Annotated in this window: 20 protein-coding genes; 15 read left to right on the forward strand and 5 right to left on the reverse strand. The window is 70.9% G+C overall.

Annotated elements, in window-relative coordinates:
- The first annotated feature begins 53 nt into the window (after positions 1-53).
- Both lepA and ACFY1L_RS11875 read left to right on the forward strand, forming a co-directional pair.
- Positions 54-1922: a translation elongation factor 4 gene (lepA, locus tag ACFY1L_RS11870; RefSeq protein WP_388821898.1), complete on the forward strand. Its 1869-nt coding sequence runs from the start codon at positions 54-56 to the stop codon at positions 1920-1922.
- A 266-nt stretch (positions 1923-2188) separates the two neighbouring features.
- Positions 2189-4060, forward strand: a complete 1872-nt coding sequence (locus tag ACFY1L_RS11875) for an AMP-dependent synthetase/ligase (RefSeq protein WP_388821901.1) — start codon at positions 2189-2191, stop codon at positions 4058-4060.
- A 214-nt stretch (positions 4061-4274) separates the two neighbouring features.
- On the opposite strand, the gene ACFY1L_RS11880 is transcribed toward ACFY1L_RS11875, so the two are convergent.
- Both ACFY1L_RS11880 and ACFY1L_RS11885 read right to left on the reverse strand, forming a co-directional pair.
- Positions 4275-4844 (reverse strand): two-component system response regulator, encoded by a 570-nt coding sequence (locus ACFY1L_RS11880; protein WP_388821904.1) that lies wholly within the window; start codon positions 4842-4844, stop codon positions 4275-4277.
- Between the two features lie 12 nt (positions 4845-4856).
- A complete protein-coding gene (locus ACFY1L_RS11885; protein WP_388821907.1) occupies positions 4857-9011 on the reverse strand; it encodes a HAMP domain-containing protein in 4155 nt (1384 codons plus the stop codon).
- A gap of 102 nt (positions 9012-9113) precedes the next feature.
- On the opposite strand from ACFY1L_RS11885, the gene ACFY1L_RS11890 reads away from it, so the two are divergent.
- The 3 genes from ACFY1L_RS11890 (at position 9114) to ACFY1L_RS11900 (ending at position 12924) form a co-directional block, all read left to right on the forward strand.
- On the forward strand, positions 9114-11039 hold the full coding sequence (locus ACFY1L_RS11890; protein ID WP_388821910.1) for a SpoIIE family protein phosphatase: 1926 nt from the start codon (positions 9114-9116) through the stop codon (positions 11037-11039).
- A 31-nt stretch (positions 11040-11070) separates the two neighbouring features.
- The gene (gene hemW / locus ACFY1L_RS11895; protein ID WP_388821913.1) at positions 11071-12303 is read left to right on the forward strand and encodes a radical SAM family heme chaperone HemW; all 1233 of its coding nucleotides are present in this window, start codon (positions 11071-11073) and stop codon (positions 12301-12303) included.
- A gap of 69 nt (positions 12304-12372) precedes the next feature.
- Positions 12373-12924: a Uma2 family endonuclease gene (locus tag ACFY1L_RS11900; RefSeq protein WP_388821916.1), complete on the forward strand. Its 552-nt coding sequence runs from the start codon at positions 12373-12375 to the stop codon at positions 12922-12924.
- Here ACFY1L_RS11900 and ACFY1L_RS11905 read toward each other — a convergent pair.
- Together ACFY1L_RS11905 and ACFY1L_RS11910 are read right to left on the reverse strand one after the other, a co-directional pair.
- The gene (locus tag ACFY1L_RS11905) at positions 12902-13711 is read right to left on the reverse strand and encodes a DUF3097 domain-containing protein (RefSeq protein ID WP_388821919.1); all 810 of its coding nucleotides are present in this window, start codon (positions 13709-13711) and stop codon (positions 12902-12904) included. The genes ACFY1L_RS11900 and ACFY1L_RS11905 overlap by 23 nt on opposite strands.
- 42 nt (positions 13712-13753) lie before the next feature.
- On the reverse strand, positions 13754-14485 hold the full coding sequence (locus tag ACFY1L_RS11910; protein WP_388821922.1) for an MBL fold metallo-hydrolase: 732 nt from the start codon (positions 14483-14485) through the stop codon (positions 13754-13756).
- A 151-nt stretch (positions 14486-14636) separates the two neighbouring features.
- Here ACFY1L_RS11910 and hrcA point away from each other — a divergent pair, with 151 nt between their 5' ends.
- The 10 genes from hrcA to ACFY1L_RS11960 all read left to right on the forward strand — a co-directional run bounded on the left by hrcA (position 14637) and on the right by ACFY1L_RS11960 (position 25355).
- Positions 14637-15653, forward strand: a complete 1017-nt coding sequence (gene hrcA, locus ACFY1L_RS11915) for a heat-inducible transcriptional repressor HrcA (RefSeq protein ID WP_388821925.1) — start codon at positions 14637-14639, stop codon at positions 15651-15653.
- Complete coding sequence (dnaJ, locus tag ACFY1L_RS11920) at positions 15654-16790, forward strand: molecular chaperone DnaJ (protein WP_388821928.1); 1137 nt, start codon at positions 15654-15656, stop codon at positions 16788-16790. It begins immediately after the preceding gene.
- 101 nt (positions 16791-16891) lie between these two features.
- Positions 16892-17968, forward strand: a complete 1077-nt coding sequence (locus tag ACFY1L_RS11925) for a nitronate monooxygenase (protein ID WP_388821930.1) — start codon at positions 16892-16894, stop codon at positions 17966-17968.
- Positions 17965-18711 (forward strand): 16S rRNA (uracil(1498)-N(3))-methyltransferase, encoded by a 747-nt coding sequence (locus ACFY1L_RS11930; protein WP_388821933.1) that lies wholly within the window; start codon positions 17965-17967, stop codon positions 18709-18711. The genes ACFY1L_RS11925 and ACFY1L_RS11930 overlap by 4 nt, the downstream gene beginning before the upstream one ends.
- A gap of 19 nt (positions 18712-18730) precedes the next feature.
- Entirely contained in the window at positions 18731-19123 is a 393-nt protein-coding gene (locus ACFY1L_RS11935; protein WP_388822908.1) for a VOC family protein, read from the forward strand.
- Between the two features lie 73 nt (positions 19124-19196).
- Entirely contained in the window at positions 19197-19760 is a 564-nt protein-coding gene (locus ACFY1L_RS11940; protein WP_388821936.1) for a hypothetical protein, read from the forward strand.
- A 45-nt stretch (positions 19761-19805) separates the two neighbouring features.
- Positions 19806-23027 (forward strand): S41 family peptidase, encoded by a 3222-nt coding sequence (locus ACFY1L_RS11945; protein ID WP_388821939.1) that lies wholly within the window; start codon positions 19806-19808, stop codon positions 23025-23027.
- Positions 23028-23079: 52 nt separating this feature from the next.
- The gene (locus tag ACFY1L_RS11950; protein ID WP_388821942.1) at positions 23080-23433 is read left to right on the forward strand and encodes a histidine triad nucleotide-binding protein; all 354 of its coding nucleotides are present in this window, start codon (positions 23080-23082) and stop codon (positions 23431-23433) included.
- 6 nt (positions 23434-23439) lie between these two features.
- A complete protein-coding gene (locus ACFY1L_RS11955) occupies positions 23440-24345 on the forward strand; it encodes a ribonuclease Z (protein WP_388821944.1) in 906 nt (301 codons plus the stop codon).
- Positions 24346-24365: 20 nt separating this feature from the next.
- Positions 24366-25355 (forward strand): adenosine deaminase, encoded by a 990-nt coding sequence (locus ACFY1L_RS11960; protein ID WP_388821947.1) that lies wholly within the window; start codon positions 24366-24368, stop codon positions 25353-25355.
- Here ACFY1L_RS11960 and ACFY1L_RS11965 read toward each other — a convergent pair.
- Positions 25352-26548, reverse strand: coding sequence for an MFS transporter (locus ACFY1L_RS11965; protein ID WP_388821950.1), 1197 nt, complete (start codon positions 26546-26548; stop codon positions 25352-25354). The two genes, ACFY1L_RS11960 and ACFY1L_RS11965, sit on opposite strands and share 4 nt — an antisense overlap.
- Between the last annotated feature and the right edge of the window lie 111 nt (positions 26549-26659).

Here is a 26659-nt window from a genome sequence, read left to right on the forward strand (position 1 = left end):
CTACGTATCGATCCGACCCGAGGCATAAGGCGCCTCAAGAGACAGGACCCTGCGTGCCCGCGACCCCTAACAATGTGCCCGAGCCGAGCCGTACCGACCCGGCTCTGATCCGCAATTTCTGCATCATCGCGCACATCGACCACGGCAAGTCCACGCTCGCCGACCGGATGCTTCAGCTGACCGGCGTCGTCGAGCAGCGGCAGATGCGTGCTCAGTACCTCGACCGCATGGACATCGAGCGCGAGCGCGGCATCACGATCAAGTCCCAGGCGGTGCGCCTGCCCTGGGCTCCGACCCACGAGCCCGGCAACACGCACATCCTCAACATGATCGACACCCCGGGGCACGTCGACTTCACCTACGAGGTCTCGCGGTCGCTGGCCGCCTGTGAGGGCACCGTCCTCCTCGTCGACGCCGCCCAGGGCATCGAGGCCCAGACCCTCGCCAACCTCTACCTGGCGATGGAGAACGACCTCACGATCATCCCCGTACTGAACAAGATCGACCTGCCGGCCGCGCAGCCCGAGAAGTTCGCCGAGGAGCTCGCCAACCTGGTCGGCTGCGACCCGGACGACGTCCTGCGGGTCTCCGCCAAGACCGGCCTCGGCGTCGACGCGCTGCTCGACAAGGTGGTCAAGGAGATCCCGGCACCGGTCGGCGTCGCGGACGCCCCCGCCCGCGCGATGATCTTCGACTCGGTCTACGACTCCTACCGCGGCGTCGTGACGTATGTACGAGTCATCGACGGCCAGCTCAACAAGCGCGAGCGGATCCGGATGATGTCCACCGGCGCCACGCACGAGCTGCTGGAGATCGGCACCAACTCGCCCGAGATGCTGGGCGCCGACGGCCTTGGCGTCGGCGAGGTGGGCTACCTCATCACCGGTGTGAAGGACGTCCGCCAGTCCAAGGTCGGTGACACGATCACCAGCCTGCACAAGGGCGCGACCGAGGCCCTCGGGGGATACAAGGACCCCAAGCCCATGGTCTTCTCCGGGCTGTATCCGCTGGACGGCTCGGACTACCCCGAGCTGCGCGACGCCCTCGACAAGCTCCAGCTCAACGACGCCGCGCTCGTCTACGAGCCGGAGACCTCGGCGGCCCTGGGCTTCGGCTTCCGCGTCGGCTTCCTGGGCCTGCTGCACCTGGACGTGATCCGCGAGCGCCTGGAGCGCGAGTTCGGGCTCGACCTGATCGCGACCGCGCCCAACGTGGTCTACCGCGTGATCATGGAGGACGGGGCCGAGCACACGGTCACCAACCCCAGCGAGTTCCCCGAGGGCAAGATCAACGACGTGTACGAGCCTGTCGTACGCGCCACGATCCTCGCGCCGTCGGAGTTCATCGGTTCGATCATGGAACTGTGCCAGACCCGGCGCGGCACCCTCCTCGGCATGGACTACCTGTCCGAGGACCGCGTCGAGATCCGTTACACGCTTCCGCTCGCGGAGATCGTCTTCGACTTCTTCGACCAGCTGAAGTCCAAGACCCGCGGCTACGCGTCGCTGGACTACGAGCCCACCGGCGAGCAGACCTCCAGCCTGGTCAAGGTCGACATCCTGCTGCACGGCGACAAGGTCGACGCCTTCTCGGCGATCACCCACAAGGACGCGGCCTACGCCTACGGTGTGCGGCTCGTCGCCAAGCTGCGCGAGCTCATCCCGCGGCAGGCCTTCGAGGTGCCCATCCAGGCCGCCATCGGCTCCCGGGTGATCGCCCGCGAGACCATCCGCGCCATCCGCAAGGACGTCCTCGCCAAGTGCTACGGCGGCGACATCTCCCGTAAGCGCAAGCTCCTGGAGAAGCAGAAGGAGGGCAAGAAGCGAATGAAGATGGTGGGTTCCGTGGAGGTTCCGCAGGAGGCGTTCATCGCGGTGCTCTCCAGTGATGACAGTGCGGGTTCGGGCAAGGGCAAGAAGTAACCAGCGGTAACAGCGGGTTACGGCACCAACCGGACACAACAGGGGCTCGTCGTACGAAAGCGCGGCGGGCCCCTACGCGTGCGTAGCGTCGCTCTCTGTACGAAGTGACAGGCCGCCGCCCCTTACGCACCGGCCGGTCGGGCTCTACCCTGATCTCTGCTCGATAGTTACTCGCGAGTTAAACAACGCCTCGTGAGTGAATACAGCCGCAGTGAAAAACAGCCGCACTTGAGCCAGCCGCGCTGCCGCGGGCCCCGGAGGATGTCGTGAGCGACACACAGACACTGATCGAGAACCGTCCGCCGAGCGTGGCGAACCTCTTCCTGGAGCGCGTGGCGGCCACGCCGGACGCCGAGGCGTACCGCTATCCGGTGGCCTCCTCCGGGGAGGGCCCCGACGACTGGAAGTCGCTGAGCTGGGGACAGGCCGCCGAGCGGGTCTACGCGATCGCGGCCGGTCTGATCGAGCTCGGCGTGCTGCCCGAGCAGCGCGTGGCGCTCGCCGCCTCGACCCGGGTCGAGTGGCTCCTCGCCGACCTGGGCATCATGTGCGCCGGCGCCGCGACGACCACGATCTACCCGCAGACCAACGCCGACGAGTCGGCGTTCATCCTCTCCGACTCCGAGAGCCGGGTGCTGATCGCGGAGGACGCGGCCCAGCTCGCCAAGGCGGTGGAGAAGAGGGCCGAGCTGCCCGCCCTCACCCACGTGGTCGTCATCGACCCGGCCGGCGTCGAGACCAGCGACTGGGTCCTGACCCTCACCGAGCTGGAGGCCCGGGGCGCCGCCCGCCTGGAGAAGGACCCCGACCTGATCAGGGAGCGGGTCGGCGCGATCACCAAGGACCAGCTCGCCACCCTCATCTACACCTCGGGCACCACGGGCCGCCCCAAGGGCGTGCGCCTGCCGCACGACAACTGGTCGTACATGGCGAAGGCGATCGCCGCGACCGGCCTGATCAGCGCCGAGGACGTGCAGTACCTGTGGCTGCCGCTCGCGCACGTCTTCGGCAAGGTCCTCACCTCGGGCCAGATCGAGGTCGGGCACGTCACCGCCGTCGACGGCCGCGTGGACAAGATCATCGAGAATCTGCCGGTCGTGCAGCCGACGTACATGGCGGCCGTCCCGCGCATCTTCGAGAAGGTCTACAACGGGGTCGCGGCCAAGGCGAAGGCCGGCGGCGGCGCCAAGTACAAGATCTTCCAGTGGGCGGCCGAGGTCGCCCGCGAGTACGCCAAGGTCGCGCAGGACAACTTCCGGCGCACCGGCACGGCGTCCGTCCCGTTCTCGCTCGGCGCCAAGCACAAGGTCGCCGACGCGCTGGTGTACGCCAAGATCCGCGAGGCCTTCGGCGGCAACCTGCGCGCCTGCGTGTCCGGTTCGGCCGCGCTCGCCCCCGAGATCGGCTACTTCTTCTCCGGCGCGGGCATCCACATCCTCGAGGGCTACGGCCTCACGGAGTCCTCGGCCGCCTCCTTCGTGAACCCCGGCGAGGCGTACCGCACCGGCACGGTCGGCAAGCCGCTGCCCGGCACCGAGGTGCGCATCGCGGACGACGGCGAGATCCTGCTGCGCAGCCCCGGCATCATGGAGGGCTACCACGGGCTGCCCGAGAAGACCGCCGAGGTGCTGGAGTCGGACGGCTGGTTCCACACCGGCGACATCGGCGAGCTCTCGCCCGACGGCTATCTGCGCATCACCGACCGCAAGAAGGACCTCATCAAGACGTCCGGCGGCAAGTACATCGCGCCCGCCGAGGTCGAGGGCCAGTTCAAGGCGGTCTGCCCGTACGTCTCCAACATCCTGGTGCACGGCGCCGACCGGAACTTCTGCACGGCGCTCATCGCGCTGGACGAGCCGTCGATCCTGCAGTGGGCCTCGGAGAACGGCCTCGAGGGCAAGTCGTACGCCGACGTGGTGGCCGCGCCCGTGACGGTCGCGCTCATCGAGGGCTACGTCAAGGAGCTCAACGGGGGCCTGCAGCGCTGGCAGACGGTGAAGAAGTTCCGTCTCCTGCCGCGCGACCTCGATGTGGAGCACGGCGAGATCACACCCAGCCTGAAGCTGAAGCGGCCGGTCGTCGAGCGGGAGTACAAGCACCTCATCGACGAGATGTACGCGGGCGCGCGGGAGGCGTAGGCGCGCGGCTGGGGCGGCCCTGGCACGGGTTCTGCCGGGGGCGCCCTGGGTGCTGCTGGGGGTGCGGGGGTCGTCCCCCGCAGTGATGCAGCCAAGCACCTCATCGACGAGATGTACGCCGGGACACGCGAAGCGTAGGGGGTGGCTCGGGACTGTTCGGCGGCTGCGGGTTCGTCGTGGCTTGTCGCGCAGTTCCCCGCGCCCCTGACGGGCGTTACAGGCGTCCCCTGGCGACAAGCTGGCGCAGTTCTCGGACCTGTTCGCGCAATGCGGGCAGGTCCGGGTCGTCGCCGTCGAGATCTCTCTCCAGTAGCGTCAGTCGGGCGCCCACCTCCCCGTAGTCCGCCTGTTCCTGGGCCAGTAACCGCTCCAACTGCTGGTTCTTGCGGTGCAGGTCGAGGAAGACGGTGACCTTCGCCCTGAGGACCCACGGGTCGAAGGGCTTGGTCAGGTAGTCGGCGGCGCCCGTGGCGTAACCGCGGAAGGCGTAGCCGGAGTCGTCGTCCGCACCGGTCAGGAAGATGATCGGGACGTCCTTGGTCTGGTCGAGCCGCTTGATGTTCGCGGCCGTCTCGAATCCGTCCATGCCGGGCATCCGTACGTCGAGCAGTACGAGGGCGAAGTGCTGGCGCAGCAGCGCCTTCATCGCCTCCTCGCCCGAACGTGCCCGTACCAGCGGCTCGTTGAGGGACCCCAGGACGGCCTCCAGCGCTATCAGGTTGTCCTCCATGTCGTCCACGAGGAGGATGCTGGCGCGCTCGTTGGTCGTTGCCTCAGCGCTCATGGTGAGTGTGCCTCATTCGGTGATTGGCGGGATCGCCGCCTCCACGGTCGTGCCCGGCTCCGGGTCGGCGGTGTCGGTGGTCTCGCCCGGGCCCTCCGGATCCAGGAGAGCGCAGACGACCGTCAGCAGCTGGTCGACGTCCACCGGCTTCGGTACGTAGTCGTTCGCACCCCGCCCGATGGACTTCTCGCGGTCTCCGGGCATCGCCTTCGCGGTCAGGGCGACGATCGGCAGACCGCTCCAGCGGGGGGTGCGGCGGATGGCGGAGATGGTCTCGTAGCCGTCCATCTCCGGCATCATGATGTCCATCAGGACGAGTTCGACGTCCGGGTTGCGCTCCAGGGTCTCGATGCCCTCGCGGCCGTTCTCCGCGTACAGGACCGGCATGCCGACGCGGCCGAGGACATGAGTGAGGGCGAAGACGTTGCGGATGTCGTCGTCGACGATCAACACCCGCCGTCCGGGCAGCACTTGACCCGCCCGGCCGGACTTCCACGCCTCCAGCTTGGTGGGGGCCGGCCAGGAGTCGTCCACGTCGTGCGAGGCGGCGGTGAACGGCTCGGTCGACAACTGCTCCGGCACCGGCAGCTCACGGTCCTCGGGGACTGGTCCGGTCGCCGCGTGGCCGGGGCTGACGACGGGCACGTACAGCGTGAAGGTGGACCCCTCGCCGGGCTCGCTCTCGGCGACGATACGGCCGCCGAGCAGGCCCGCGATCTCGCGGCTGATGGACAGACCGAGGCCCGTGCCGCCGTACTTGCGGTTGGTGGTGCCGTCGGCCTGCTGGAACGCCTCGAAGATCACCGGGAGTTTCTCGGCCGCGATGCCGATGCCGGTGTCGGAGACCGCGAAGGCGATCACGTCGTCGCCGCCCTCGCGGACGTGGATGTGCTCGGGGTCCTTGATCCGGTTGACGCGCAGCTCGACCCGGCCGGTCGCGGTGAACTTGATCGCGTTGGACAGGAGGTTGCGCAGGATCTGCTGCAGCCGCTGCTCGTCCGAGTACATCTCGCGCGGCACGTCCTCGCCGACCGACACCTCGAAGGCGAGCCCCCGGTCGAGGGTGAGCGGGCGGAAGGTGGCGTGCACGTAGTCGAGCAGCTTGATCAGCGGCAGCTTCTTCGGGCGTACGTCCATCCGGCCGGCCTCGATCTTCGACAGGTCCAGGATGTCGTTGATCAGCTGGAGCAGGTCCGAGCCAGAGCGGTGGATGGTCGTCGCGAACTGCACTTCCTGGTCGGAGAGATGGCCGTCCGGGTTGTCGGAGAGCAGCCGGGCCAGGATCAGCAGGGAGTTGAGCGGGGTGCGCAGCTCGTGCGACATGTTCGCCAGGAACTCCGACTTGTACTGGGAGGAGGTCGCCAACAGGGCGGCCTTCTCCTCCAGTTCGGCGTTCGAGCGCTGCAACTCGGCCTGCTGTTTCTGGAGTTCGTCCGAGCGTTCCTGCAACTGCATGGCCAGCCGCTGGGACTCGCCGAGCAGCGATTCCGTACGGGAGTTGGCGATGATGGTGTTGATGGCGACGGCGATGGTGTTCACGAACTGGTCGAAGAACGCCAGGTGCACATCGGAGAAGCGGGAGAAGGACGCCAGCTCGATCACACCGAGGAGCTTGTCCTCGAAGAGGATCGGGATGATGACGACGCTGGTGGGCGCCGCCTCGCCGAGCCCGCTGTTGATCTTGATGTAGTCCGGCGGTGCCTCCTCGACGAGGATCCGCTTCTTCTCGCGGGCCGCCTGCCGCACCAGGCCGTGCACCGGGAGGCCGCCGGTCTCGACCGTCGCGCCCTGCGCCGAGCCGTACCCGGCGATGAACGCGAGCCCCTTCGTGGGCACGGTGGTGCGCAGCGAGGCGCCCTCCTCGTCCGGGTCGGCCAGGAAGAACGCCCCGTACTGTGCGTTGACCAGCGGGGTCAGCTCGCGCAGCAGCAGGTCGGCGACCTCCATCAGGTCCCGGTGGCCCTGCATCAGGGCGGCGAGGCGGGCCAGGTTGGACTCCAGCCAGTCCTTCGCTCGGGTGGTCTCGCGGAGGTTGGCCACCATCAGGTTGATGTTGTCCTTCAGCTCGGCGACCTCGCCCTGGGTCTCCACGGTGATCGAGCGGGACATGTCGCCCTGGGCCACCGCGGAGGCGACCTCGGCGATCGCGCGGACCTGGGTGGTCAGGTTCGACGCGAGTTCGTTCACGTTCGTCGTCAGGCGCTTCCAGGTGCCGTAGACGCCCTCGACCCTTGCCTGGCCGCCGAGTTGGCCCTCGGAGCCGACCTCGCGGGCCACGCGGGTGACCTCGGAGGAGAAGGAGGAGAGCGTGTCGACCATGGTGTTGATGGCGGTCTTCAGCTCCAGGATCTCGCCGCGGGCGTCCACGTCGATCTTCTTGGAGAGGTCGCCGTTGGCGACGGCGGTGGTGACCTGGGCGATGTTGCGGACCTGTGAAGTCAGGTTGTCCGCCATGTAGTTGACGTTGTCGGTGAGGTCCCGCCACACGCCCGAGACGCCCAGCACCTGGGCGCGTCCGCCCAGCCGTCCGTCGGTGCCGACCTCGCGGGCCACGCGGGTGACCTCGTCGGCGAAGGCGCGCAGCTGCTCCACCATCGTGTTGACGGTGTCCTTCAGCTCCAGGATCTCGCCGCGCGCGTCTACGGTGATCTTCTTGGAGAGGTCGCCGTTGGCGACGGCGGTGGTGACCTGGGCGATGTTGCGGACCTGCGAAGTCAGGTTGAGCGCCATGAAGTTGACGTTGTCGGTGAGGTCCTTCCAGACGCCGGACACGCCCCGCACCTGCGCCTGGCCGCCGAGGTTTCCCTCGGTGCCGACCTCGCGGGCGACGCGGGTGACCTCGTCGGCGAAGGCGGAGAGCTGGTCGACCATCGTGTTGATGGTGGACTTCAGCTCCAGGATCTCGCCCTTCGCCTCGACGGTGATCTTCTTGCCGAGGTCGCCCTGCGCCACGGCCGTGGAGACGAGGGCGATGTTGCGGACCTGCGAAGTCAGGTTGTCCGCCATGAAGTTGACGTTGTCGGTGAGGTCCTTCCAGACGCCGGACACGCCCCGCACCTGGGCCCGTCCGCCGAGGTTTCCCTCGGTGCCGACCTCGCGGGCGACCCTCGTCACCTCGTCGGCGAAGGCGGAGAGCTGGTCGACCATCGTGTTGATGGTGGACTTCAGCTCCAGGATCTCGCCCTTGGCGTCGACCGTGATCTTCTGGCTCAGGTCGCCGTTGGCCACGGCCGTGGTGACCTGGGCGATGTTGCGGACCTGCGAAGTCAGGTTCGAGGCCATGAAGTTGACGTTGTCGGTGAGGTCCTTCCAGACGCCGGAGACGCCCCGCACCTGGGCCCGGCCGCCCAACTGGCCCTCGGTGCCGACCTCGCGGGCGACGCGGGTGACCTCGTCGGCGAAGGCGGACAGCTGGTCGACCATCGTGTTGACGGTCAGCTTCAGTTCGAGCAGCTCACCGGTCGCCTCGACGGTGACCGTGCGGGTCAGGTCGCCGCGGGCCACCGCCGTCGTCACCAGGGCGATGTCACGCACCTGGGCGGTCAGCCGGGACGCCATCGTGTTGACCGCCTCGGTCACGTCCCGCCAACTGCCCGAAAGGCCCGTCACCTTGGCCCGCCCGCCGAGCCGGCCCTCGGTGCCGACCTCGCGCGCGACCCGCGTCACCTCGCCCGTGAAGAGGGACAGCTGATCGACCATCTTGTTGACGGCCCGGCCCAGCCGGCGCAGATCACCCCGCAACTGACGATTGCCGTCGTGCAGGTCGACCCGCTGCGTCAGATCGCCGCCGGCCACCGCGTCGAGCACCCGCGTCGCGTTCGCCGCCGGCGCCACCAGGGCGTCGAGGAGCTGGTTCACATCGTTGACCCGGGAGGTCCAGGCGCCCTGCCCCGGGCTCGCCGTGACCCGCTCGTCGAGCCGGCCGTGCCGCACCAACTCCCGCTTCACACGCTGAACTTCACCGTTGAAGTGGGTGCTGCGGTCCATGATCTGGTTGAAGACAGCGGTCAGCTCGGCCACCATTCCGTGGCCCGTCTCCGGAATCTTCGAGAAGTCACCGTCCCGGGCCGCGGTCATCGCGGCGAGCAGCGGGCGCAGCTCCGATGCTCGTAGTTGTTCCGGTTTTTGTCCGTCTTCGAGCACACGCGTAGCACTGTTCTCACTCATGGCGGCCCACTTCGGTAACTCGGCGCTTATGGGCGCAGTCAGTCTGTCACTCTGTCGGCATCGACCGAGGCGTATTCGACCTAACCGCTCGGGGAGCTGTCCATGGGGGCCATTCCGATGCAACAGGAGACCGTTTCCTGTGCCTCCGATGCGCCTGCGCACCCGCGCCCGAGCGCACCAGGGAGCGCGCACCCGCGCGCGCGGGCGTGCACGACGCTGCCCGGCGGTCCCCTCGCACCGGGCTCCGCCCGCGCCCTCGTGCGCTCCGCGCTCACCGACTGGGAGAAGGACAGACTCCCCGGTTCCGAACGCCTCTCCGGCCGTCTCGTCGACGACGCCGTGCTCGTCGTCAGCGAACTCGTCACCAACGCCGTCGTGCACGCGGGCACCGACGTCGACGTCGAGTTCCGGCTGGAGGAGACGGCCGGCGCGCTCGTCGTGGAGGTCTCCGACCACCACCCCTCCCGCACACCGCGCGACTCGGAGGCCGAAGTGCCGTACGAGACACCGGAGTACGGCCGCGGACTGCGCCTCGTCTCGACGCTCGCCGAGTCCTGGGGCATCACCTTCCGCCGGGGCACCAAGACGGTGTGGGCGCGGCTGCTCGGCGAGAGCAGCACGCCCGCCGCCGAGATGGAGGCGTACGCCGGCCGGCGCGCCCTGGAGCGCGGACTGCGCGCCGCCGAGATCCTCGCCCCCGACCCCCAGCGCGCCGAGCGCGACCGCGACTGGCTCAACCGCGGTGCCCTGTCCTTCCTCGCCGAGGCCTCCGACCTGCTCGCCGGGCAGCTCGACGAGAACCTGGTCGCCGCGCTCGCCGGACAGCTGATCGTGCCGCGCCTCGCCGACTGGTGCGCCGTGTGGCTGGAGGATGAGGCGACCGGCCGCGGGGGCTGGGCGGCGGACGGCACGGGCGGGCCCGGTCCGCGCCTCGCCCGGGTCTGGCACGGCAGCGAGAACCGCATCGAGGAGCTGCGCCGGGCCCTGGAGAAGGACCCGCCGCGGCCGTCCGAGGGACTGCGGTCGGGGCCCGTCCCCTACCGCTGGCCCGGCGAGGCCTTCGACATGCGCGAGGAGCACGGCACGGCGCTCGCCTACCGCCTGATCGCGGGCGGCCGGCCGCTGGGCACGCTCGTCATCGGACGGTCCGGGCTGCTGCGCTTCCCCGACGAGGTCACCGGACTCGTCGAGGACCTCAGCCGCCGGGTGGCCCTCGCCATCGGCGCGGCCCGCCAGTACGCCCGCCAGGCCACCATCAGCCAGGTCCTGCAGCGCGGCCTGCTGCCCGCCGGCGTCGCCGAGATCCCGGGTGTGCGCAGCGCCCTCGTCTACGAGCCGTGCGACAAGGGCGGACCGAGCGGCGACTTCTACGACCTCTTCCCGGCCGGCGACGGCCGCTGGTGCTTCGCCGTCGGCGACGTCCAGGGCAAGGGCCCCGAGGCCGCGGTGGTCATCGGCCTGGCCCGGCCCTGGCTGCGCCTCCTCGCCCGCGAGGGCTACGGCGTCGCCGACGTCCTCGACCGCCTCAACCGCCTCCTCCTCGACGACGCCACGGAGGCCGCGGACGCCGCCGCCCGCGCCCTGGTGCGGCCGCCCGCCCCCGGCGACGGCCCGCAGACCCGCTTCCTCTCCCTGCTCTACGGCGAGCTGACCCCCTTCGACGGCGGCGTCCGCTGCACCCTCGCCTCCGCCGGCCACCCCCTGCCGCTGCTCCTCGGCCCCGACGGAACCGTCCGCACGGTCGCCCGCCCGCAGACCCTCCTCGGGGTCATAGAGGACGAGACGTACACCAGCGAGACCTTCGAGCTGGGCCCCGGCGACAGCCTCCTGTGCGTCACGGACGGCGTCACCGAGCGCCGCTCGGGCACCGCCATGTTCGACGACGGCGACGGCCTGACCACCGCGCTCGCCGGGTGCGCGGGTATGAGCGCCGAGCTGATCGCGGAGCGCATCCGCCGGCTGGTGCACGAGTTCGGCGGGAGGCCGCCGGAGGACGATCTGGCGCTGCTGGTGCTGCAGGCGGAGTGAGGAGTCGTACGGGTACTGGACAATGGAGGGCATGCCTTCCGCACTCCCCGACGGCGAGCCGGTCCCCGCCGACGGCGCACTCCCCGCATCCGCGCTCACCGGGGCCGCCGCCCGCCCCCTCGGCTTCTACCTGCACGTCCCGTATTGCGCGACCCGCTGCGGCTACTGCGACTTCAACACCTACACCGCCACCGAACTGCGCGGCACGGGCGGGGTCCTCGCCTCCCGCGACAACTACGCGGACACCCTGATCGACGAGATCCGCCTGGCCAGGAAGGTGCTGGGCGACGACCCGCGCCCGGTCCGCACGGTCTTCGTGGGCGGCGGCACGCCTACTCTGCTGGCCGCCGGTGATCTCGTACGGATGCTGGGGGCGATCCGTGACGAGTTCGGCCTCGCGCCCGACGCCGAGGTCACCACGGAGGCGAACCCGGAGTCGGTGGACCCGGCCTATCTGGCGACCCTCCGGCAGGGCGGCTTCAACCGCATCTCCTTCGGCATGCAGAGCGCGAAGCAGCACGTATTGAAGATCCTCGACCGCACGCACACCCCGGGCCGCCCGGAGGCGTGCGTCGCGGAAGCCCGTGCGGCCGGCTTCGAGCACGTCAACCTCGACCTGATCTACGGCACCCCGGGCGAGTCGGACGACGACTGGCGGGCGTCGCTGGAAGCGGCGCTGGGAGCGGGCCCCGATCACGTGTCGGCGTACGCCCTGATCGTCGAGGAGGGCACGCAGCTCGCCCGCCGCATCCGCCGCGGCGAGATCCCGATGACGGACGACGACGTCCACGCGGACCGCTATCTGATCGCGGACGAGGTGATGTCGGCGGCGGGCTTCGACTGGTACGAGGTCTCGAACTGGGCCACCTCCGAGGCGGCCCGCTGCCTGCACAACGAGCTGTACTGGCGCGGCGCCGACTGGTGGGGTGCGGGCCCGGGCGCCCACTCCCACGTGGGCGGAGTCCGCTGGTGGAACGTGAAGCACCCGGGCGCGTACGCGGCGGCGCTGGCGGCGGGCCGGTCGCCGGGCGCGGGCCGTGAGCTCCTGTCGGACGAGGACCGCCGGGTGGAGCGCATCCTGCTGGAGCTGCGGCTGCGGGAGGGGGCACCGCTGGACCTGCTGCGGGAGGAGGGGCTGGCGGCTTCTCGGCGGGCGCTGGCGGAGGGGCTGCTGCAGACGGGGCCGTACGAGGAGGGGCGCGCGGTGCTGACGTTGCGGGGGCGGTTGTTGGCGGATGCGGTGGTGCGGGACCTGGTGGACTGATCACTCGTGGGGGTGGGTTGCCCCCGGGCGGGCCCTCGCGTGGGCGTGGCCTGTTCCTAGGGTGCCGCCATGAACGACCGACAGCTGATCGAGTTCTTCGGCACGCTTGACGTCCCCGAGGGCATCAGGGCCGAGCTCTTGCGAGGGGACGTCGTGATGACGAGATCCCCGGACGTGGTGCACAACTGCACGGTGGCCGACGTCCAGGATGGTGTTCCGCGGAGCCGCTGGCGGCGGCTGCAGCGCCAGTACGTCGAGATGCACCGGGAAACGAGCGAGCCTGTCCCGGACATCGTGGTGCTCGAACGCGGTGCCGGGTTGGACTCCGGCCGCCTCGTACCGGTCGAGGCGGTCACCATGCTGGTCGAGGTCGTCTCCCGGGCCAGCGCGCACCGCGACTACGTGACCAAGCGATCGATCTATGCCGGGGCAGGTGTACCGGTGTACCTGATCGTCGATCCGGCAGCGACTGCATGCCGCGTGCTCACCGAGCCGTACGGCAGCGGCGAGCGCGCCGACTATCGATGTCAGCGCGACTGGAGGTACGGGGAGACGCTTCACCTGCCGGTGCTCGACACCGGCATCGACACCCGCGAGTTCAGGACTGTCCAGGAGCCGTGACGAAGTCGATCAACTCCTCCACGCGGCCCAGCAGTTCGGGCTCCAGGTCCTTGTAGGACCGCACCCGCGACAGGATCCCCTGCCAGGCCGCACCCGTGTTCTCCGGCCACCCCAGCGCCCGGCACACCCCCGTCTTCCAGTCCTGCCCGTGCGGCACCCGCGGCCAGCCCGCGATCCCCAGGGTCGCCGGCTTCACCGCCTCCCAGATGTCGATGTACGGGTGGCCGACGACCAGCGCGTGCTCGCTCGTCACCGACTCCGCGATCCTCCACTCCTTCGTGCCGGGGACGAGGTGGTCCACCAGGACGCCGAGACGGGCGTCCGGGCCGGGCGCGAAGTCCGCCACGATCGACGGCAGGTCGTCCACGCCCTCCAGGTACTCCACGACCACGCCCTCGATGCGCAGGTCGTCTCCCCAGACACGTTCGACGAGTTCCGCGTCGTGCCGCCCCTCGACGTAGATGCGCCCGGCGCGGGCAACGCGCGCGCGTGCGCCGGGGACGGCGACCGAACCGGATGCCGTACGAGTCGGGCGGACAGGGCCGGAGGCGGGGCGTACCAGCGTCACCACCCGGCCCTCCAGCAGGAATCCCCGCGGCTCCATCGGGAAGACCCGGTGCTTGCCGAAGCGGTCCTCCAGCGTCACCGTGCCCGCCTCGCAGCGGATCACCGCCCCGCAGAAACCGGTCCCGGGCTCCTCGACCACCAGACCCGGTTCCGCCGGCACCTCGGGCACGGGCTTGGGCTTCTTCCACGGCGGGGTCAGATCGGCGGAGTACTGGCGCATTCGGATGACGATAGGAGAAGCCCGCCCCTGACGTCGTACAGATCACGGAGACACGCCGAAACGGGCCGCCAGCTCGTCCCGCTGCCGTCTCACGAACCCCGCGTCGACCACCGCTCCGTGACCGGGCACGTACAACGCGTCCTCGCCGCCCAGGTCCAGGAGCCGGTCCAGCGCGGCCGGCCAGTGCGACGGTACGGCGTCCGGGCCCGCCTGCGGTTCACCGGACTCCTCCACCAGATCGCCGCAGAACACGACCTCCGGGGCGCCGGGGACGAACACCACGAGGTCGTGCGCCGTGTGGCCCGGGCCCACGTTCGCCAGGAGCACCTGCCGGCCGCCGCCGAGGTCGAGCGTCCACTCGCCGGAGACGTGGTGGCGCGGAGGCGTCAGCGCGTCCACGGCCTCCTCCGCCGCATCCGCGTCCAGACCGTTGCCCACCGCGTCCGCCCGCAGCTCCTCGCGCGCGTGCCGGGCCTCGAACACCGCGTCCATGCCCACCGCCCCGTACACCTCCGTGCCCGCGAACGCCGCCGCCCCGAAGACATGGTCGAAATGGGGATGCGTGAGCGCGAGATGAGTCACACGGTGACCGGCGAGCTGCTGCGCCTGAGTACGCAACCGTGCGCCCTCCGCGAGGCTCGATCCCGCGTCGATCAAGAGCGCCGTGCCCTCCCCGACGACCAGCCCCGCCGTGCAGTCCCACCCGGGCAGACGGCACCGCCCGACCCCCGCCGCCACCCGCTCCCACCCCAGCTCTTCCCAAGTCACCGTCATACCGCGACGCTAGCTGTACGACCCCGTCAACGGGGGCCGACCTTGCCCCGGGTGTACCCCACCGCCGTACACTGGGCCGGGGAACGCTGGCACTCGGACGGACAGAGTGCCAGGCGGAGCGCCTAGGGGACGACTTCTGGAGGTGTGCGCGATGCTGAGTGAACGACGGCTCCAGGTCCTGCGCGCCATCGTCCAGGACTACGTAGGCACCGAGGAGCCGGTCGGGTCGAAGGCCCTGACCGAGCGGCACAGCCTCGGGGTGTCCCCGGCGACGGTCCGCAACGACATGGCGGCCCTGGAGGACGAGGGATACATCGCCCAGCCGCACACCAGCGCCGGGCGCATCCCGACCGACAAGGGCTACCGGCTGTTCGTCGACAAGCTCGCCGGCGTCAAGCCGATGAGCCCGCCCGAGCGCCGCGCCATCCAGAACTTCCTCGACGGCGCCGTCGACCTCGACGACGTCGTGGCCCGCACGGTGCGGCTGCTCGCGCAGCTCACGCGGCAGGTCGCCGTCGTCCAGTACCCCTCGCTGACCCGCTCGACCGTGCGGCACGTGGAGCTGCTCTCGCTCGCCCCCGCGCGCGTGATGCTCGTGCTGATCACCGACACCGGCCGGGTCGAGCAGCGCATGGTCGACTGCCCGGCGCCGTTCGGCGAGGCCTCGCTCGCGGACCTGCGGGCGCGGCTCAACAGCCGGGTCGCGGGCCGCCGTTTCGCGGACGTACCACGGCTCGTCGAGGACCTGCCCGAGGGCTTCGACGTGGAGGACCGGGGTACGGTCTCGACAGTGCTCTCCACCCTCCTGGAGACACTCGTCGAAGAGAACGAGGAGCGGCTGATGATCGGCGGCACCGCCAATCTGACCCGCTTCGGACATGACTTCCCCCTCACCATCCGCCCCGTCCTGGAGGCGCTCGAGGAGCAGGTCGTGCTCCTCAAGTTGCTTGGCGAGGCGGGGGATTCGGGCATGACGGTGCGCATCGGGCACGAGAACGCCTATGAGGGACTCAACTCCACTTCGGTGGTGTCGGTCGGCTACGGTTCGGGCGGCGAGGCAGTCGCCAAGCTCGGCGTGGTCGGACCGACACGCATGGATTACCCGGGAACGATGGGAGCGGTACGCGCAGTGGCACGGTACGTCGGACAGATCCTGGCGGAGTCGTAAGTGGCCACGGACTACTACGCCGTTCTCGGCGTGCGCCGCGACGCGTCGCAGGAAGAGATCAAGAAGGCCTTCCGGCGGCTCGCGCGCGAGCTGCACCCGGACGTCAATCCGGACCCGAAGACCCAGGAGCGGTTCAAGGAGATCAACGCCGCTTACGAGGTGCTCTCGGACCCGCAGAAGAAGCAGGTCTACGACCTCGGCGGCGACCCCCTCTCGCAGGCGGGCGGCGCAGGCGCGGGCGGCTTCGGCGCGGGTGGCTTCGGGAACTTCTCGGACATCATGGACGCGTTCTTCGGTACGGCGTCGCAGCGGGGCCCGCGGTCGCGTACGCGCCGGGGCCAGGACGCGATGATCCGGCTGGAGATCGAGCTCGACGAGGCGGCCTTCGGCACGACGAAGGACATCCAGGTCGACACGGCGATCGTCTGCTCCACCTGCAACGGTGAGGGCGCGGCGCCGGGCACCACCGCTCAGACGTGTGACATGTGCCGCGGCCGCGGTGAGGTGTCGCAGGTGACGCGGTCCTTCCTGGGCCAGGTCATGACCTCGCGTCCGTGCCCGCAGTGCCAGGGCTTCGGCACCGTTGTTCCGACACCGTGCCCCGAGTGCGCCGGTGACGGTCGCGTACGGTCCCGCCGTACCCTCACGGTCAAGATCCCGGCCGGTGTCGACAACGGCACCCGCATCCAGCTCGCCGGCGAGGGCGAGGTCGGCCCCGGTGGCGGTCCCGCCGGTGACCTGTACGTCGAGATCCACGAGCTGCCGCACTCCACCTTCCAGCGGCGCGGCGACGACCTGCACTGCACGGTCACCATCCCGATGACCGCGGCGTCCCTCGGCACCAAGGTCCCGCTGGAGACGCTGGACGGCATGGAGGAGGTCGACATCCGGCCCGGCACCCAGTCCGGCCAGTCGATCCCGCTGCACGGCCGGGGCGTCACGCATCTGCGCGGCGGCGGCCGCGGCGACCTGATCGTCCACGTCGAGGTCCAGACCCCGACGAAGCTCGACCCCGAGCAGGAGCGATTGCTGCGGGAACTGGCCAAGCTGCGCGGCGAGGAGCGTCCCCAGGGACAGTTCCAGCCGGGGCAGCAGGGGCTGTTCTCGCGGCTCAAGGACGCCTTCAACGGGCGCTGACGCGAGCCGTGAGAGGTCACTGAATCGCGTTCATTCCTGAGGCACGTGCCAAGGGGACGGCCGGATTCGGACTTGTTCGGAGGACGTGACAACATGCCGTCATGTCCTCCGCGCTGACCGATCTCTTCCCTCATCCGATCGTGCAGGCCCCCATGGCGGGCGGTGTCTCCGTGCCGCATCTGGCCGCCGCCGTGTGCGAGGCCGGCGGGCTCGGGTTCCTCGCCGCCGGGTACAAGACGGCCGACGGCATGTATCAGGAGATCAAACAGCTCCGGGGGATCACGAGCCGCCCCTTCGGCGTGAATCTGTTCATGCCGCAGCCGGAGTACGCCGACCCCGGCGCCGTAGAGATCTACACCCACCAGCTGGCCGGTGAGGCCGCCTGGTACGAGACCGAGCTCGGTGACCCGGACAGCGGCCGCGACGACGGCTACGACGCCAAGCTCGCCGTACTCCTGGACAACCCGGTCCCGGTGGTCTCCTTCCACTTCGGCGTACCGAGCCGCGAGATCCTCGAGGCCCTGCGCGGTGCCGGAACCTTCACCCTGGTCACCGCGACCACCGCCGAGGAGGCGCTCGCCGTGCAGCGGGCCGGCGCCGACGCGGTGATCGCGCAGGGTGTGGAGGCCGGCGGCCACCAGGGCACGCACCGCGACCTCCCGGAGAACGACGGCTCCGGCATCGGACTTCTCTCCCTGATCGCCCAGGTCCGCGAGACCGTGACCATCCCGATCGTCGCTGCCGGCGGCATCATGCGCGGCGGACAGATCGCCGCGGCCCTTGCGGCGGGCGCGAGCGCGGCCCAGCTCGGCACGGCGTTCCTCGCGACGCCGGAGTCCGGTGCCAACGCCGTCCACAAGCAGGCGCTGACCAACCCCCTGTTCACGCGCACGGAGCTGACGCGCGCGTTCTCCGGCCGCCCGGCCCGCGGCCTGGTCAACCGCTTCATGCGCGAGCACGGCCCCTACGCCCCCGCCGCGTACCCCGAGGTCCACCACATCACCTCGCCGATCCGCAAGAAGGCCGCCGCGTCCGGCGACGCGCAGGGCATGGCGCTGTGGGCCGGCCAGGGCCACCGCATGGCCCGCGAACTGGCCGCCGGTCGGCTGGTCGAGGTGCTGGCCGCCGAACTCGACGCCGCAAAGACAGCGTTGTCCGCCAAGGGCGACCTGCGATGACGGCGCCGGTGTTCGTCGTCGAGCAACTCGAAGGCGCCGGAGGGCAGTTCGTCCTCGACGGTCCCGAGGGGCGGCACGCGGTCTCCGTGAAGCGGTTGCAGCCGGGCGAGCCGGTCGTCCTGACCGACGGCGCGGGACGCTACGCGGAGTGCGAGGTGATCGCCGCCGAGGGCAAGGACCGGCTGATCGTCCACCTGGCCTCGGTGTCCGAGGAGCCGGAGCCCGCGCCCCGTATCACCGTCGTCCAGGCCCTGCCCAAGGGTGACCGGGGCGAGCTGGCCGTGGAGACGATGACCGAGGTCGGCGTCGACGCCATCGTGCCCTGGCAGGCGGCCCGTTGCATCACCCAGTGGAAGGGCGAGCGCGGCCTGAAGGCGCTGGGCAAGTGGCGGGCCACCGCCCGCGAGGCCGGCAAGCAGTCCCGCCGGGTCCGCTTCCCCGAGGTCGCGGACGCAGCGACGACCAAGCAGGTTGCGGCACTTCTCGCCAAAGCCGACCTCGCCGCCGTGCTCCACTCCGACTTCGAGCACGGCAGCGAGCCCCTCGCCACCGCCGAACTTCCCGACCGGGGTGAGATCGTGCTGGTCGTCGGCCCCGAAGGCGGAGTTTCCAAGGACGAGTTGGCGCTCTTCGAGGAGGCGGGCGCGAAGGCGTACGTGCTGGGGCCTACCGTGCTGCGTACATCGACCGCCGGAACCGCGGCCGCGGCCCTGCTCCTGGGCCGCACCGGCCGCTGGTCCTGACACCCCAGGGATGAACACCGTGGAACTCGCCCAAGTCCGCCTCCTCGTAAGCGACTTCGCCGCCTGCTACCACTTCTACGCCGAAGTCCTCGGCCTCAAGCCCCAGTCGGGGGCGACCAAGGGGCCGTACGAGAAGTTCAGCCCGGCCACCGGCTCGGCGGGCATCGCCCTCCAGGACCGCTCGATGATGGCCGAGATCCTGGGCGAGCTGGGCGACGAGGCCTCCGGTCACCGCTCCCTGGTCGTCCTGCGCGTCGACGACCTGAACACCTACTGCGAACAGATCGCCTCCCGGGGCGCCACCCTCCTGCACGGCCCGTCCGCGATGACGGACCGCATGCGCGTGGCCCATCTCAAGGACCCGGAGGGCAATTTGGTGGAACTGCAGGAGTGGCTGCTGCTGCGCGGCTGACGGCGCCGACGCGGCGCTTTCGTGACCGTATGCGCTCTACCGCCGGACGGCACACGGTGGCAGGCTGCCCTCCATGGGGGCGTTGAGGCGGGTTTGGCGTCGGCCGCGGGGACAGCGGGTCGCGGCCGTGGCGGGGCTTGCGGTGGTGGCCGTGGGCGGGGTCGTGGCGTGTGATCCGGGTGGGTTGAACTCCGCGGCCGTGGCGTTCACCACCGATCAGACCGCGACCAAGGAGCTCGAGCGGCAGCACGTCGACGTGCAGTGGCTGAGCTGCACGGCCAACTACGGGAACAACAAGGCCGCGACGCCCGGCCAGACGGCGCCCTCGGCGAGCGAGACCACCGTCGCCAACGTCGACTGCCAGGGGCAGACCAAGGACGGCCGGGAGATCACCGTCACCGGCAAGGTCACCCGCGCGGTGGACGGCGCCTGTGTGCGCGGTGACCTGACCGCCAAGGTGGGCGGCAAGCAGTGGTTCCACGTGACGGGGCTCGGCAACTGCAACGCGACCCCCTCGCCGATCACCAACCCCAGCAACGGCAATGGTCAGCAGCCCGGCGCCACCGTCACCGTGACCGTCACCAAGACGATCTGGTGCAAGGGCGATCCGCAGTGCTGGCCCGTCGAGGGCAAGTGATCGGAACCTCTGTCCGCGGATGCCGCCCTTGCCTAAGGTGATCAGGTGACTGAGCCCGCAGCGACGGCATCCCCGGCGTCCCCCGCCTCCTCGTATCTCCGGTTCCCGCACGTGCACGGCGACTCGGTCGCCTTCACCGCCGAGGACGACGTCTGGCTCGCGCCCCTCGACGGCGGCTGGGCCCGCCGGGTCAGCGCCGACAACGTACCGGTGACCCAGCCGCGCATCTCGCCCGACGGCACCACCGTCGCTTGGACCTCCACCCGCGACGGCGCCCCCGAGGTGCACATTGCGCCGGCCACCGGTGGCCGCTCCAAGCGCCTTACGTACTGGGGCAGTTGGGGCACCCGGGTACGCGGCTGGACCCCCGACGGACAGGTCCTCGTCACCAGCGCCCAGGGCCAGGCGAGCTCACGCCGCACCTGGGCCCGCGCCGTCCCGCTCGACGGCGGACCGGCCACCACCCTGCCCTACGGCCCCGTGGGCGGGCTGGCGTACGGCCCGCACACGGTGCTGCTGACCGCGCCGATGCAGAGCGAGGCCGCCTGGTGGAAGCGCTACCGCGGCGGCACGGCGGGCAAGCTGTGGATCGACCGCGCCGGCGACGGGGAGTTCGTACGGCTGCACGAGGAGCTGGACGGGAACATCGAGCACCCCGTGTGGGCGGGGGAGCGGATCGCGTTCCTGTCCGACCACGAGGGCACCGGTGCCCTGTACTCCTCCCTCGCCGACGGCTCCGACCTGCGTCGGCACACCCCCCTCGACGGCTTCTACGCCCGGCACGCCTCCGGCGACGGCACCCGGGTCGTCTACTCGGCAGCCGGTGAACTGTGGCTGCTCGACGACCTCGACGGCGCCGAACCGCGTCGCCTCGACATCCGGCTCGGCGGGCCGCGCCCCGACCTGGAGCCGTTCCCGGTCAACGCCTCCCGCTGGTTCGGCTCGGCCGCCCCCGACCGCACCGCACGCGGCAGCGCGGTCTGCGTCCGCGGCACCGTCCACTGGGTCACCCACCGCTCCGGCCCGGCCCGCGTACTGGCCGCCGAGCCCGGCGTACGGGCCCGGCGGCCGCGCACCTTCCGCGTCGAGGGCGAGGAGTGGGTGGTCTGGGTGACGGACGCCGAGGGCGACGACGCCCTGGAGTTCGCCCCGGCGACCGGCCTCGCACCCGGCGCGACCCCGCGCAGGCTCGCCGCCGGACAGCTCGGCCGCGTCCTGGAGCTCGCCGTCGCGCCGGACGGCAGCCGCACCGCGGTCGCCTCGCACGACGGACGGCTGCTGCTCGTCGAGCGCGAGTCGGGCGAGGTGCGCGAGGTGGACCGCAGCGAGCACGGCGAGGTGTCCGGGCTGGCCTTCTCGCCCGACTCGGCGTGGCTCGCCTGGACCCACCCCGGCCCGCGCCCGCTCAGCCAGCTCAGACTCGCCAACACCACCGACCTGTCCGTCACCGAGGCCACCCCGCTGCGCTTCCAGGACTACGACCCCGCCTTCACCCTCGACGGCAAGCACCTCGCCTTCCTCTCCAGCCGCTCCTTCGACCCGGTCTACGACGAGCACGTCTTCGACCTCGCCTTCGTCGTCGCCTCCCGCCCGCACCTGATCACCCTCGCGGCGACCACGCCCTCGCCGTTCGGCCCGCAGCGCCACGGCCGCCCCTTCGACGCCCCGGACAAGGACGAGACGCCCGACAGCGAGGGCACCCCCACCACCCGTATCGACCTCGAGGGCCTGGCCGACCGCATCGTGCCGTTCCCGGTCGAGGCCGCCCGCTACACCACCCTGCGGGCCGCGAAGGACGGTGTGCTGTGGCTGCGCCACCCGGTGCGCGGCGTCCTCGGCGCCTCCCGCGCGACCCCCGACGCCCCCGACCCCAAGACCGAGCTGGAGCGCTACGACCTGGTCCAGCAGCGCATCGAGCATCTCGCCGCCGACGCCGACGACTTCGAGGTCAGCGGTGACGGCAAGCGGGTCCTCCTGTGGACCGACGGCCGGCTCAAGGTCGTACCCAGCGACCGGCGCGCCTCGAACGACGAGGACAGCGACTCGAACGTCACCGTCGACCTCACCCGTGTCCGGCAGACCGTCGACCCGGCCGCCGAGTGGCGGCAGATGTACGAGGAGACGGGCCGCATCATGCGGGACCACTTCTGGCGGCCCGACATGAGCGGCGTCGACTGGGACGGCGTCCTCGACCGCTACCGCCCCGTCCTCGACCGCATCGCCACCCACGGCGACCTCGTCGACCTGCTCTGGGAGGTCCAGGGCGAGCTCGGCACCTCCCACGCGTACGTCCAGCCGCGCGGCGGCCACGGCAACGGCGCCCGCCAGGGCCTGCTCGGCGCCGACATCTCCCGTCACGAGGACGGCAGTTGGCGCGTGGACCGCATCCTGCCCGCGGAGACCTCCGACCCCGAGGCCCGCTCCCCGCTCGCCGCACCCGGCGTCGCCATCCGCCCCGGCGACACCATCGTCGCCGTCGCGGGACACCCCGTGGACCCGGTGACCGGCCCCGGCCCGCTCCTGGTCGGCACGGCGGGCAAGCCGGTGGAGCTGACGATCTCTCCCTCCGGCGGCGGCGACGTACGGCACGCGGTGGTCGTACCGATCGCGGACGAGGTGCCGCTGCGCTACCACGCCTGGGTCGCCGACCGCCGCGCCTACGTCCACGAGAAGTCCGGCGGCCGGCTCGGCTATCTCCACGTCCCCGACATGCAGGCGCCCGGCTGGGCCCAGATCCACCGCGACCTGCGCGTCGAGGTCGCCCGCGAGGGCCTCGTCGTCGACGTCCGCGAGAACGCCGGCGGCCATACCTCCCAACTGGTCGTCGAGAAGCTCGCCCGCCGGATCGTCGGCTGGGGCATGCCCCGCGGCATGCAGCCCTACAGCTACCCCGAGGACACGCCACGCGGCCCCGTCGTAGCCGTCGCCAACGAGTGGTCCGGCTCCGACGGCGACATTGTCAACGCAGCGATCAAGGCCCTCGGCATCGGCCCGGTCGTCGGCACCCGCACCTGGGGCGGCGTGATCGGCATCGACAGCCGCTACCGCCTGGTCGACGGCACACTGATCACCCAGCCCAAGTACGCGATCTGGCTGGAGGGTTACGGCTGGGGCGTGGAGAACCGCGGGGTCGATCCGGACGTGGAGGTCGTGCAGCGCCCGCAGGACTACGGGGCGGGGAGGGACGCGCAGTTGGACGAGGCCGTACGGATCGCGCTGGCCGCTCTGGAGGAGACCCCGGCGAAGACACCACCGAGCCTGGACTGACGTCCCTCGATACGATGCCCCCGTACTCGATCAACCGGCCCGAGGAGAACGAATGTCAGGGGAGCCGCAGGACGACTGCCTGTTCTGCAAGATCGCCGAGGGGCATGTCCCGGCGACGATCGTCCGCGAGACAGAAACCACCGTCGCCTTCCGGGACATCAACCCGCAGGCCCCCACGCACGTCCTCGTGATCCCCAAGGCGCACTACAAGAACGCCGCCGAGCTCGCGACCGCCGAACCCGCCCTCGCCGCCGACGTCCTCCGCGAAGCCCAGTCCGTCGCCGACGAGGACAAGCTGGAGAGCTACCGCATCGTCTTCAACACCGGCCCCGGCGCCGGCCAGACCGTCTGGCACGCCCACGCACACGTCCTCGGCGGCCGCGGCCTGCAGTGGCCCCCCGGATAACCCACCGTGTCCGTACGTGAATTGGTGGTCCTCGGCACCGCCAGCCAGGTCCCGACCCGGCACCGCAACCACAACGGCTACCTGCTGCGCTGGGACGGCGAGGGCATCCTCTTCGACCCCGGCGAGGGCACGCAGCGCCAGATGCTGCGCGCCGGGGTCGCCGCGCACGACCTGAACCGCATCTGCATCACCCACTTCCACGGTGACCACTCCCTGGGCCTCGCGGGCGTCGTCCAGCGCATCAACCTGGACCGGGTGCCGCACGAGATCACCGCGCACTACCCGAAGTCCGGACAGCGCTTCTTCAACCGCCTGCGCTACGCCACCGCCTACCGCGAGACGGTCCAGCTCACCGAGGCCCCGGTCGACGCGGACGGCCCCGCGGCCGTCACACCCTCGTACACCCTCGAAGCGGTCAAGCTCTCGCACCCCGTCGAGTCCTACGGCTATCGGCTGATCGAACCCGACGGCCGCCGCATGCTGCCGGACCGCCTCGCCGCGCACGGCATCAAGGGCCCGGACGTCGGCCGCATCCAGCGCGAGGGCGTCGTCGACGGCGTGCGACTGGAGGACGTCAGCGAGGTGCGCCGCGGCCAGCGGTTCGCGTTCGTCATGGACACCCGCCTCTGCGACGGCGTGCACGCGCTGGCGGACGGCTGCGACATGCTCGTCATCGAGTCGACGTTCCTCGACGAGGACACCGACCTCGCCGTCGAACACGGCCACCTGACCGCGGGCCAGGCGGCGGCGGTCGCGCGCGAGGCGGGCGTACGGCATCTGGTGCTCACGCACTTCAGCCAGCGCTACACCGACCCCGACGAGTTCGAGCGGCAGGCACGGGCGGCGGGCTTCGAGGGCGAGCTGACGGTGGCGCACGACCTGCTGCGGGTGCCGGTTCCGAAACGGCGGTAAAACACCCGTACGATGCTGCGATGCCCCTCCCCAAAGCAGAACTGCACCTCCACATCGAAGGCACCCTGGAGCCGGAGCTCGCCTTCGAGCTGGCCGCCCGCAACGGCGTCGAGCTGCCGTACGCCGACACCGACGAGCTCCGCAAGGCGTACGACTTCGAGGACCTCCAGTCCTTCCTGAACCTGTACTACGAGCTCATGGCCGTCCTGCGCACCGAGCGGGACTTCGAGGACCTCGCGAACGCCTACCTCGCCCGCGCCGCCGCGCAGGGCGTCCGGCACGCGGAGATCTTCTTCGACCCGCAGGCGCACATCGCACGGGGCGTGGGGATGGGCACGGTCGTGGAGGGCCTGTGGCGCGCGCTGGGGAGCAGCGAGGCGAACCACGGCATCTCCACCAAGCTGATCCTCTGCTTCCTGCGCGACGAGTCCGCCGAGTCCGCACGGCAGACCCTCGAGGCGGCCAAGCCCTACCTGGACCGGATCACCGGCATCGGCCTCGACTCGGCCGAGGTCGGTCACCCGCCGGTGAAGTTCCGCGAGGTGTACGAGGCCGCGGCGGAGCTGGGGCTGCGGCGGGTGGCGCACGCGGGGGAGGAGGGCCCGCCGGAGTACATCACGGAGGCCCTCGACGTCCTCGGTATCGAGCGCGTCGACCACGGGCTGCGGTGCATGGAGGACCCGGCCCTGGTCGCCCGCCTGGTCCGCGACCGCATCCCGCTGACCCTCTGCCCCCTCTCCAACGTCCGCCTGCGCACGGTCGACACCCTCGCCGACCACCCGCTGCCGGCCATGCTCGACGCGGGCCTGCTCTGCACGGTCAACTCCGACGACCCGGCCTACTTCGGCGGCTACGCGGGCGACAACTTCGACGCGGTGCACAACACCCTGGGGTTGTCCCACGACCGGCTTCGCGAACTGGCCCGCAACTCCTTCCTTGCGTCCTTCCTGGACGACGACGAGGAGCGGCGGGCGCGATACCTCGCCGAGGTGGAGGCGTACGCCTTCTAGGCGGCCGTCGTGTCGTAGGCGTGCTGTTGGGCAGGCGCCTCCACCGGGATCTCGACGACCGGGAGGGGGCGCCTTCCCGTTCCCCGGGCCACGGCCGTCATCGGTACGGCGACCACCAGCAGCCCGACGGCGAGCGCCACACCCATCACCGGGAACCCGGCCTGCGCCGACAGCACACTGCCCGTCAGCGGTCCCGCGGCGGTCCCCAGCGAGGACGCCGAACCGACCAGCACCGCCCAACGGCCGCGCGGGTCCAGGGAGGCGGCCAGTCCGATCACGTACGACAGCACGACCGGGTACAGCAGGTTCCAGGCGATCTCGCCGGTCGCGAAGGTCGTCAGGTCGGTCGCGGATGCGCTGAGCACGATGCAGGCCGAGATCAGAGCCGTACCGGTCCCGATGGGCACCGCCAGGCCGAGCCGCGGCCCGACCGCGCCCGCGCCGACGACTCCCAGCAGTCCCGCGCCGAGCGCCACCGCGAAGACCGCGCCGACGGTGGTCTCGGGCAGGTGCGCCTGGGTGAGGCCGATGCGGCCGCTGACGCCCCAGAGGGCGTTCTGCGCAAGGGACCAGCACAGCAGGGTGGCGGCGAGGACGAGACCCGAGCGGGGGTGGGGGAGGGGCGTCCTGTCGTGCTGCCCGGTCCGCGGGGCGGCGGTACGGACCGGGAGACGGCCCGTCAGGGGCCATACGGCGAGCGCGGTGAGTGCGATGGCGGCCAGGGGTTGTCCGTGGCCTGCCCCGAGGTGCGGCACGGTCAGATACACGACGCCCGCGAGCGCCGAGACGCAGAGCAGGCCGAGCGTGGTCACCCGGTGCGGATCCGGCTGGGCGGCGATCCCGGTGGCGGCGACCGTCGTGGCCGTACCGGACCCGAAACCGCCGACCAGCGCGCCCACGACGACGGCCGGGACGGCACTGCTGAGCGCGGCACCGCCGTAGCCGACGACCGCGAGGACGAGCCCGATGCGGGCGAGCGTGCGCGGGCCGACACGGTCGACGCGGGAGGCGAGCAGGAACCCGGCCGCGGCCGAACTCAGCAGCAGCGCACTGCCGATGGCACCCGCCTGCGTGGCGGACACCGCAAGCCCCGAGTCGAGGCGGCCGACGGTGGTCGGCAGCAGATACGGAGCGAGATACCCGGCCGTGAAAAGGGCGACGAGGGGCCAGGGGGTGGTGCGAGGGGCGAACACGGGCGTTCCCAGGGCATGCGAAAGAAGCGGCTCAAGAAAGGGGTTGGGCGACGACCGTCGACGGACAGGAACGCGCGAAGAATTTGTATCAAGCACGCGGTTGCTGAAGAA

The sequence above is a fragment of the Streptomyces sp. NPDC001663 genome, assembly GCF_042893105.1.
Lineage (GTDB): Bacteria > Actinomycetota > Actinomycetes > Streptomycetales > Streptomycetaceae > Streptomyces.

Excerpts from the sequence above, each read along its gene's own strand:
- ACFY1L_RS11885 (WP_388821907.1), bottom strand. The coding sequence starts at position 9,011 with ATGAGTGAGAACAGTGCTACGCGTGTGCTCGAAGACGGACAAAAACCG.
- ACFY1L_RS11950 (WP_388821942.1), top strand. The coding sequence starts at position 23,080 with ATGTCAGGGGAGCCGCAGGACGACTGCCTGTTCTGCAAGATCGCCGAG.
- ACFY1L_RS11900 (WP_388821916.1), top strand. The coding sequence starts at position 12,373 with ATGAACGACCGACAGCTGATCGAGTTCTTCGGCACGCTTGACGTCCCC.
- ACFY1L_RS11880 (WP_388821904.1), bottom strand. The coding sequence starts at position 4,844 with ATGAGCGCTGAGGCAACGACCAACGAGCGCGCCAGCATCCTCCTCGTG.
- ACFY1L_RS11910 (WP_388821922.1), bottom strand. The coding sequence starts at position 14,485 with ATGACGGTGACTTGGGAAGAGCTGGGGTGGGAGCGGGTGGCGGCGGGG.
- ACFY1L_RS11890 (WP_388821910.1), top strand. The coding sequence starts at position 9,114 with ATGGGGGCCATTCCGATGCAACAGGAGACCGTTTCCTGTGCCTCCGAT.
- ACFY1L_RS11940 (WP_388821936.1), top strand. The coding sequence starts at position 19,197 with ATGGGGGCGTTGAGGCGGGTTTGGCGTCGGCCGCGGGGACAGCGGGTC.
- hemW (WP_388821913.1), top strand. The coding sequence starts at position 11,071 with ATGCCTTCCGCACTCCCCGACGGCGAGCCGGTCCCCGCCGACGGCGCA.
- ACFY1L_RS11905 (WP_388821919.1), bottom strand. The coding sequence starts at position 13,711 with ATGCGCCAGTACTCCGCCGATCTGACCCCGCCGTGGAAGAAGCCCAAG.
- ACFY1L_RS11925 (WP_388821930.1), top strand. The coding sequence starts at position 16,892 with ATGTCCTCCGCGCTGACCGATCTCTTCCCTCATCCGATCGTGCAGGCC.
- ACFY1L_RS11930 (WP_388821933.1), top strand. The coding sequence starts at position 17,965 with ATGACGGCGCCGGTGTTCGTCGTCGAGCAACTCGAAGGCGCCGGAGGG.
- ACFY1L_RS11960 (WP_388821947.1), top strand. The coding sequence starts at position 24,366 with ATGCCCCTCCCCAAAGCAGAACTGCACCTCCACATCGAAGGCACCCTG.
- hrcA (WP_388821925.1), top strand. The coding sequence starts at position 14,637 with ATGCTGAGTGAACGACGGCTCCAGGTCCTGCGCGCCATCGTCCAGGAC.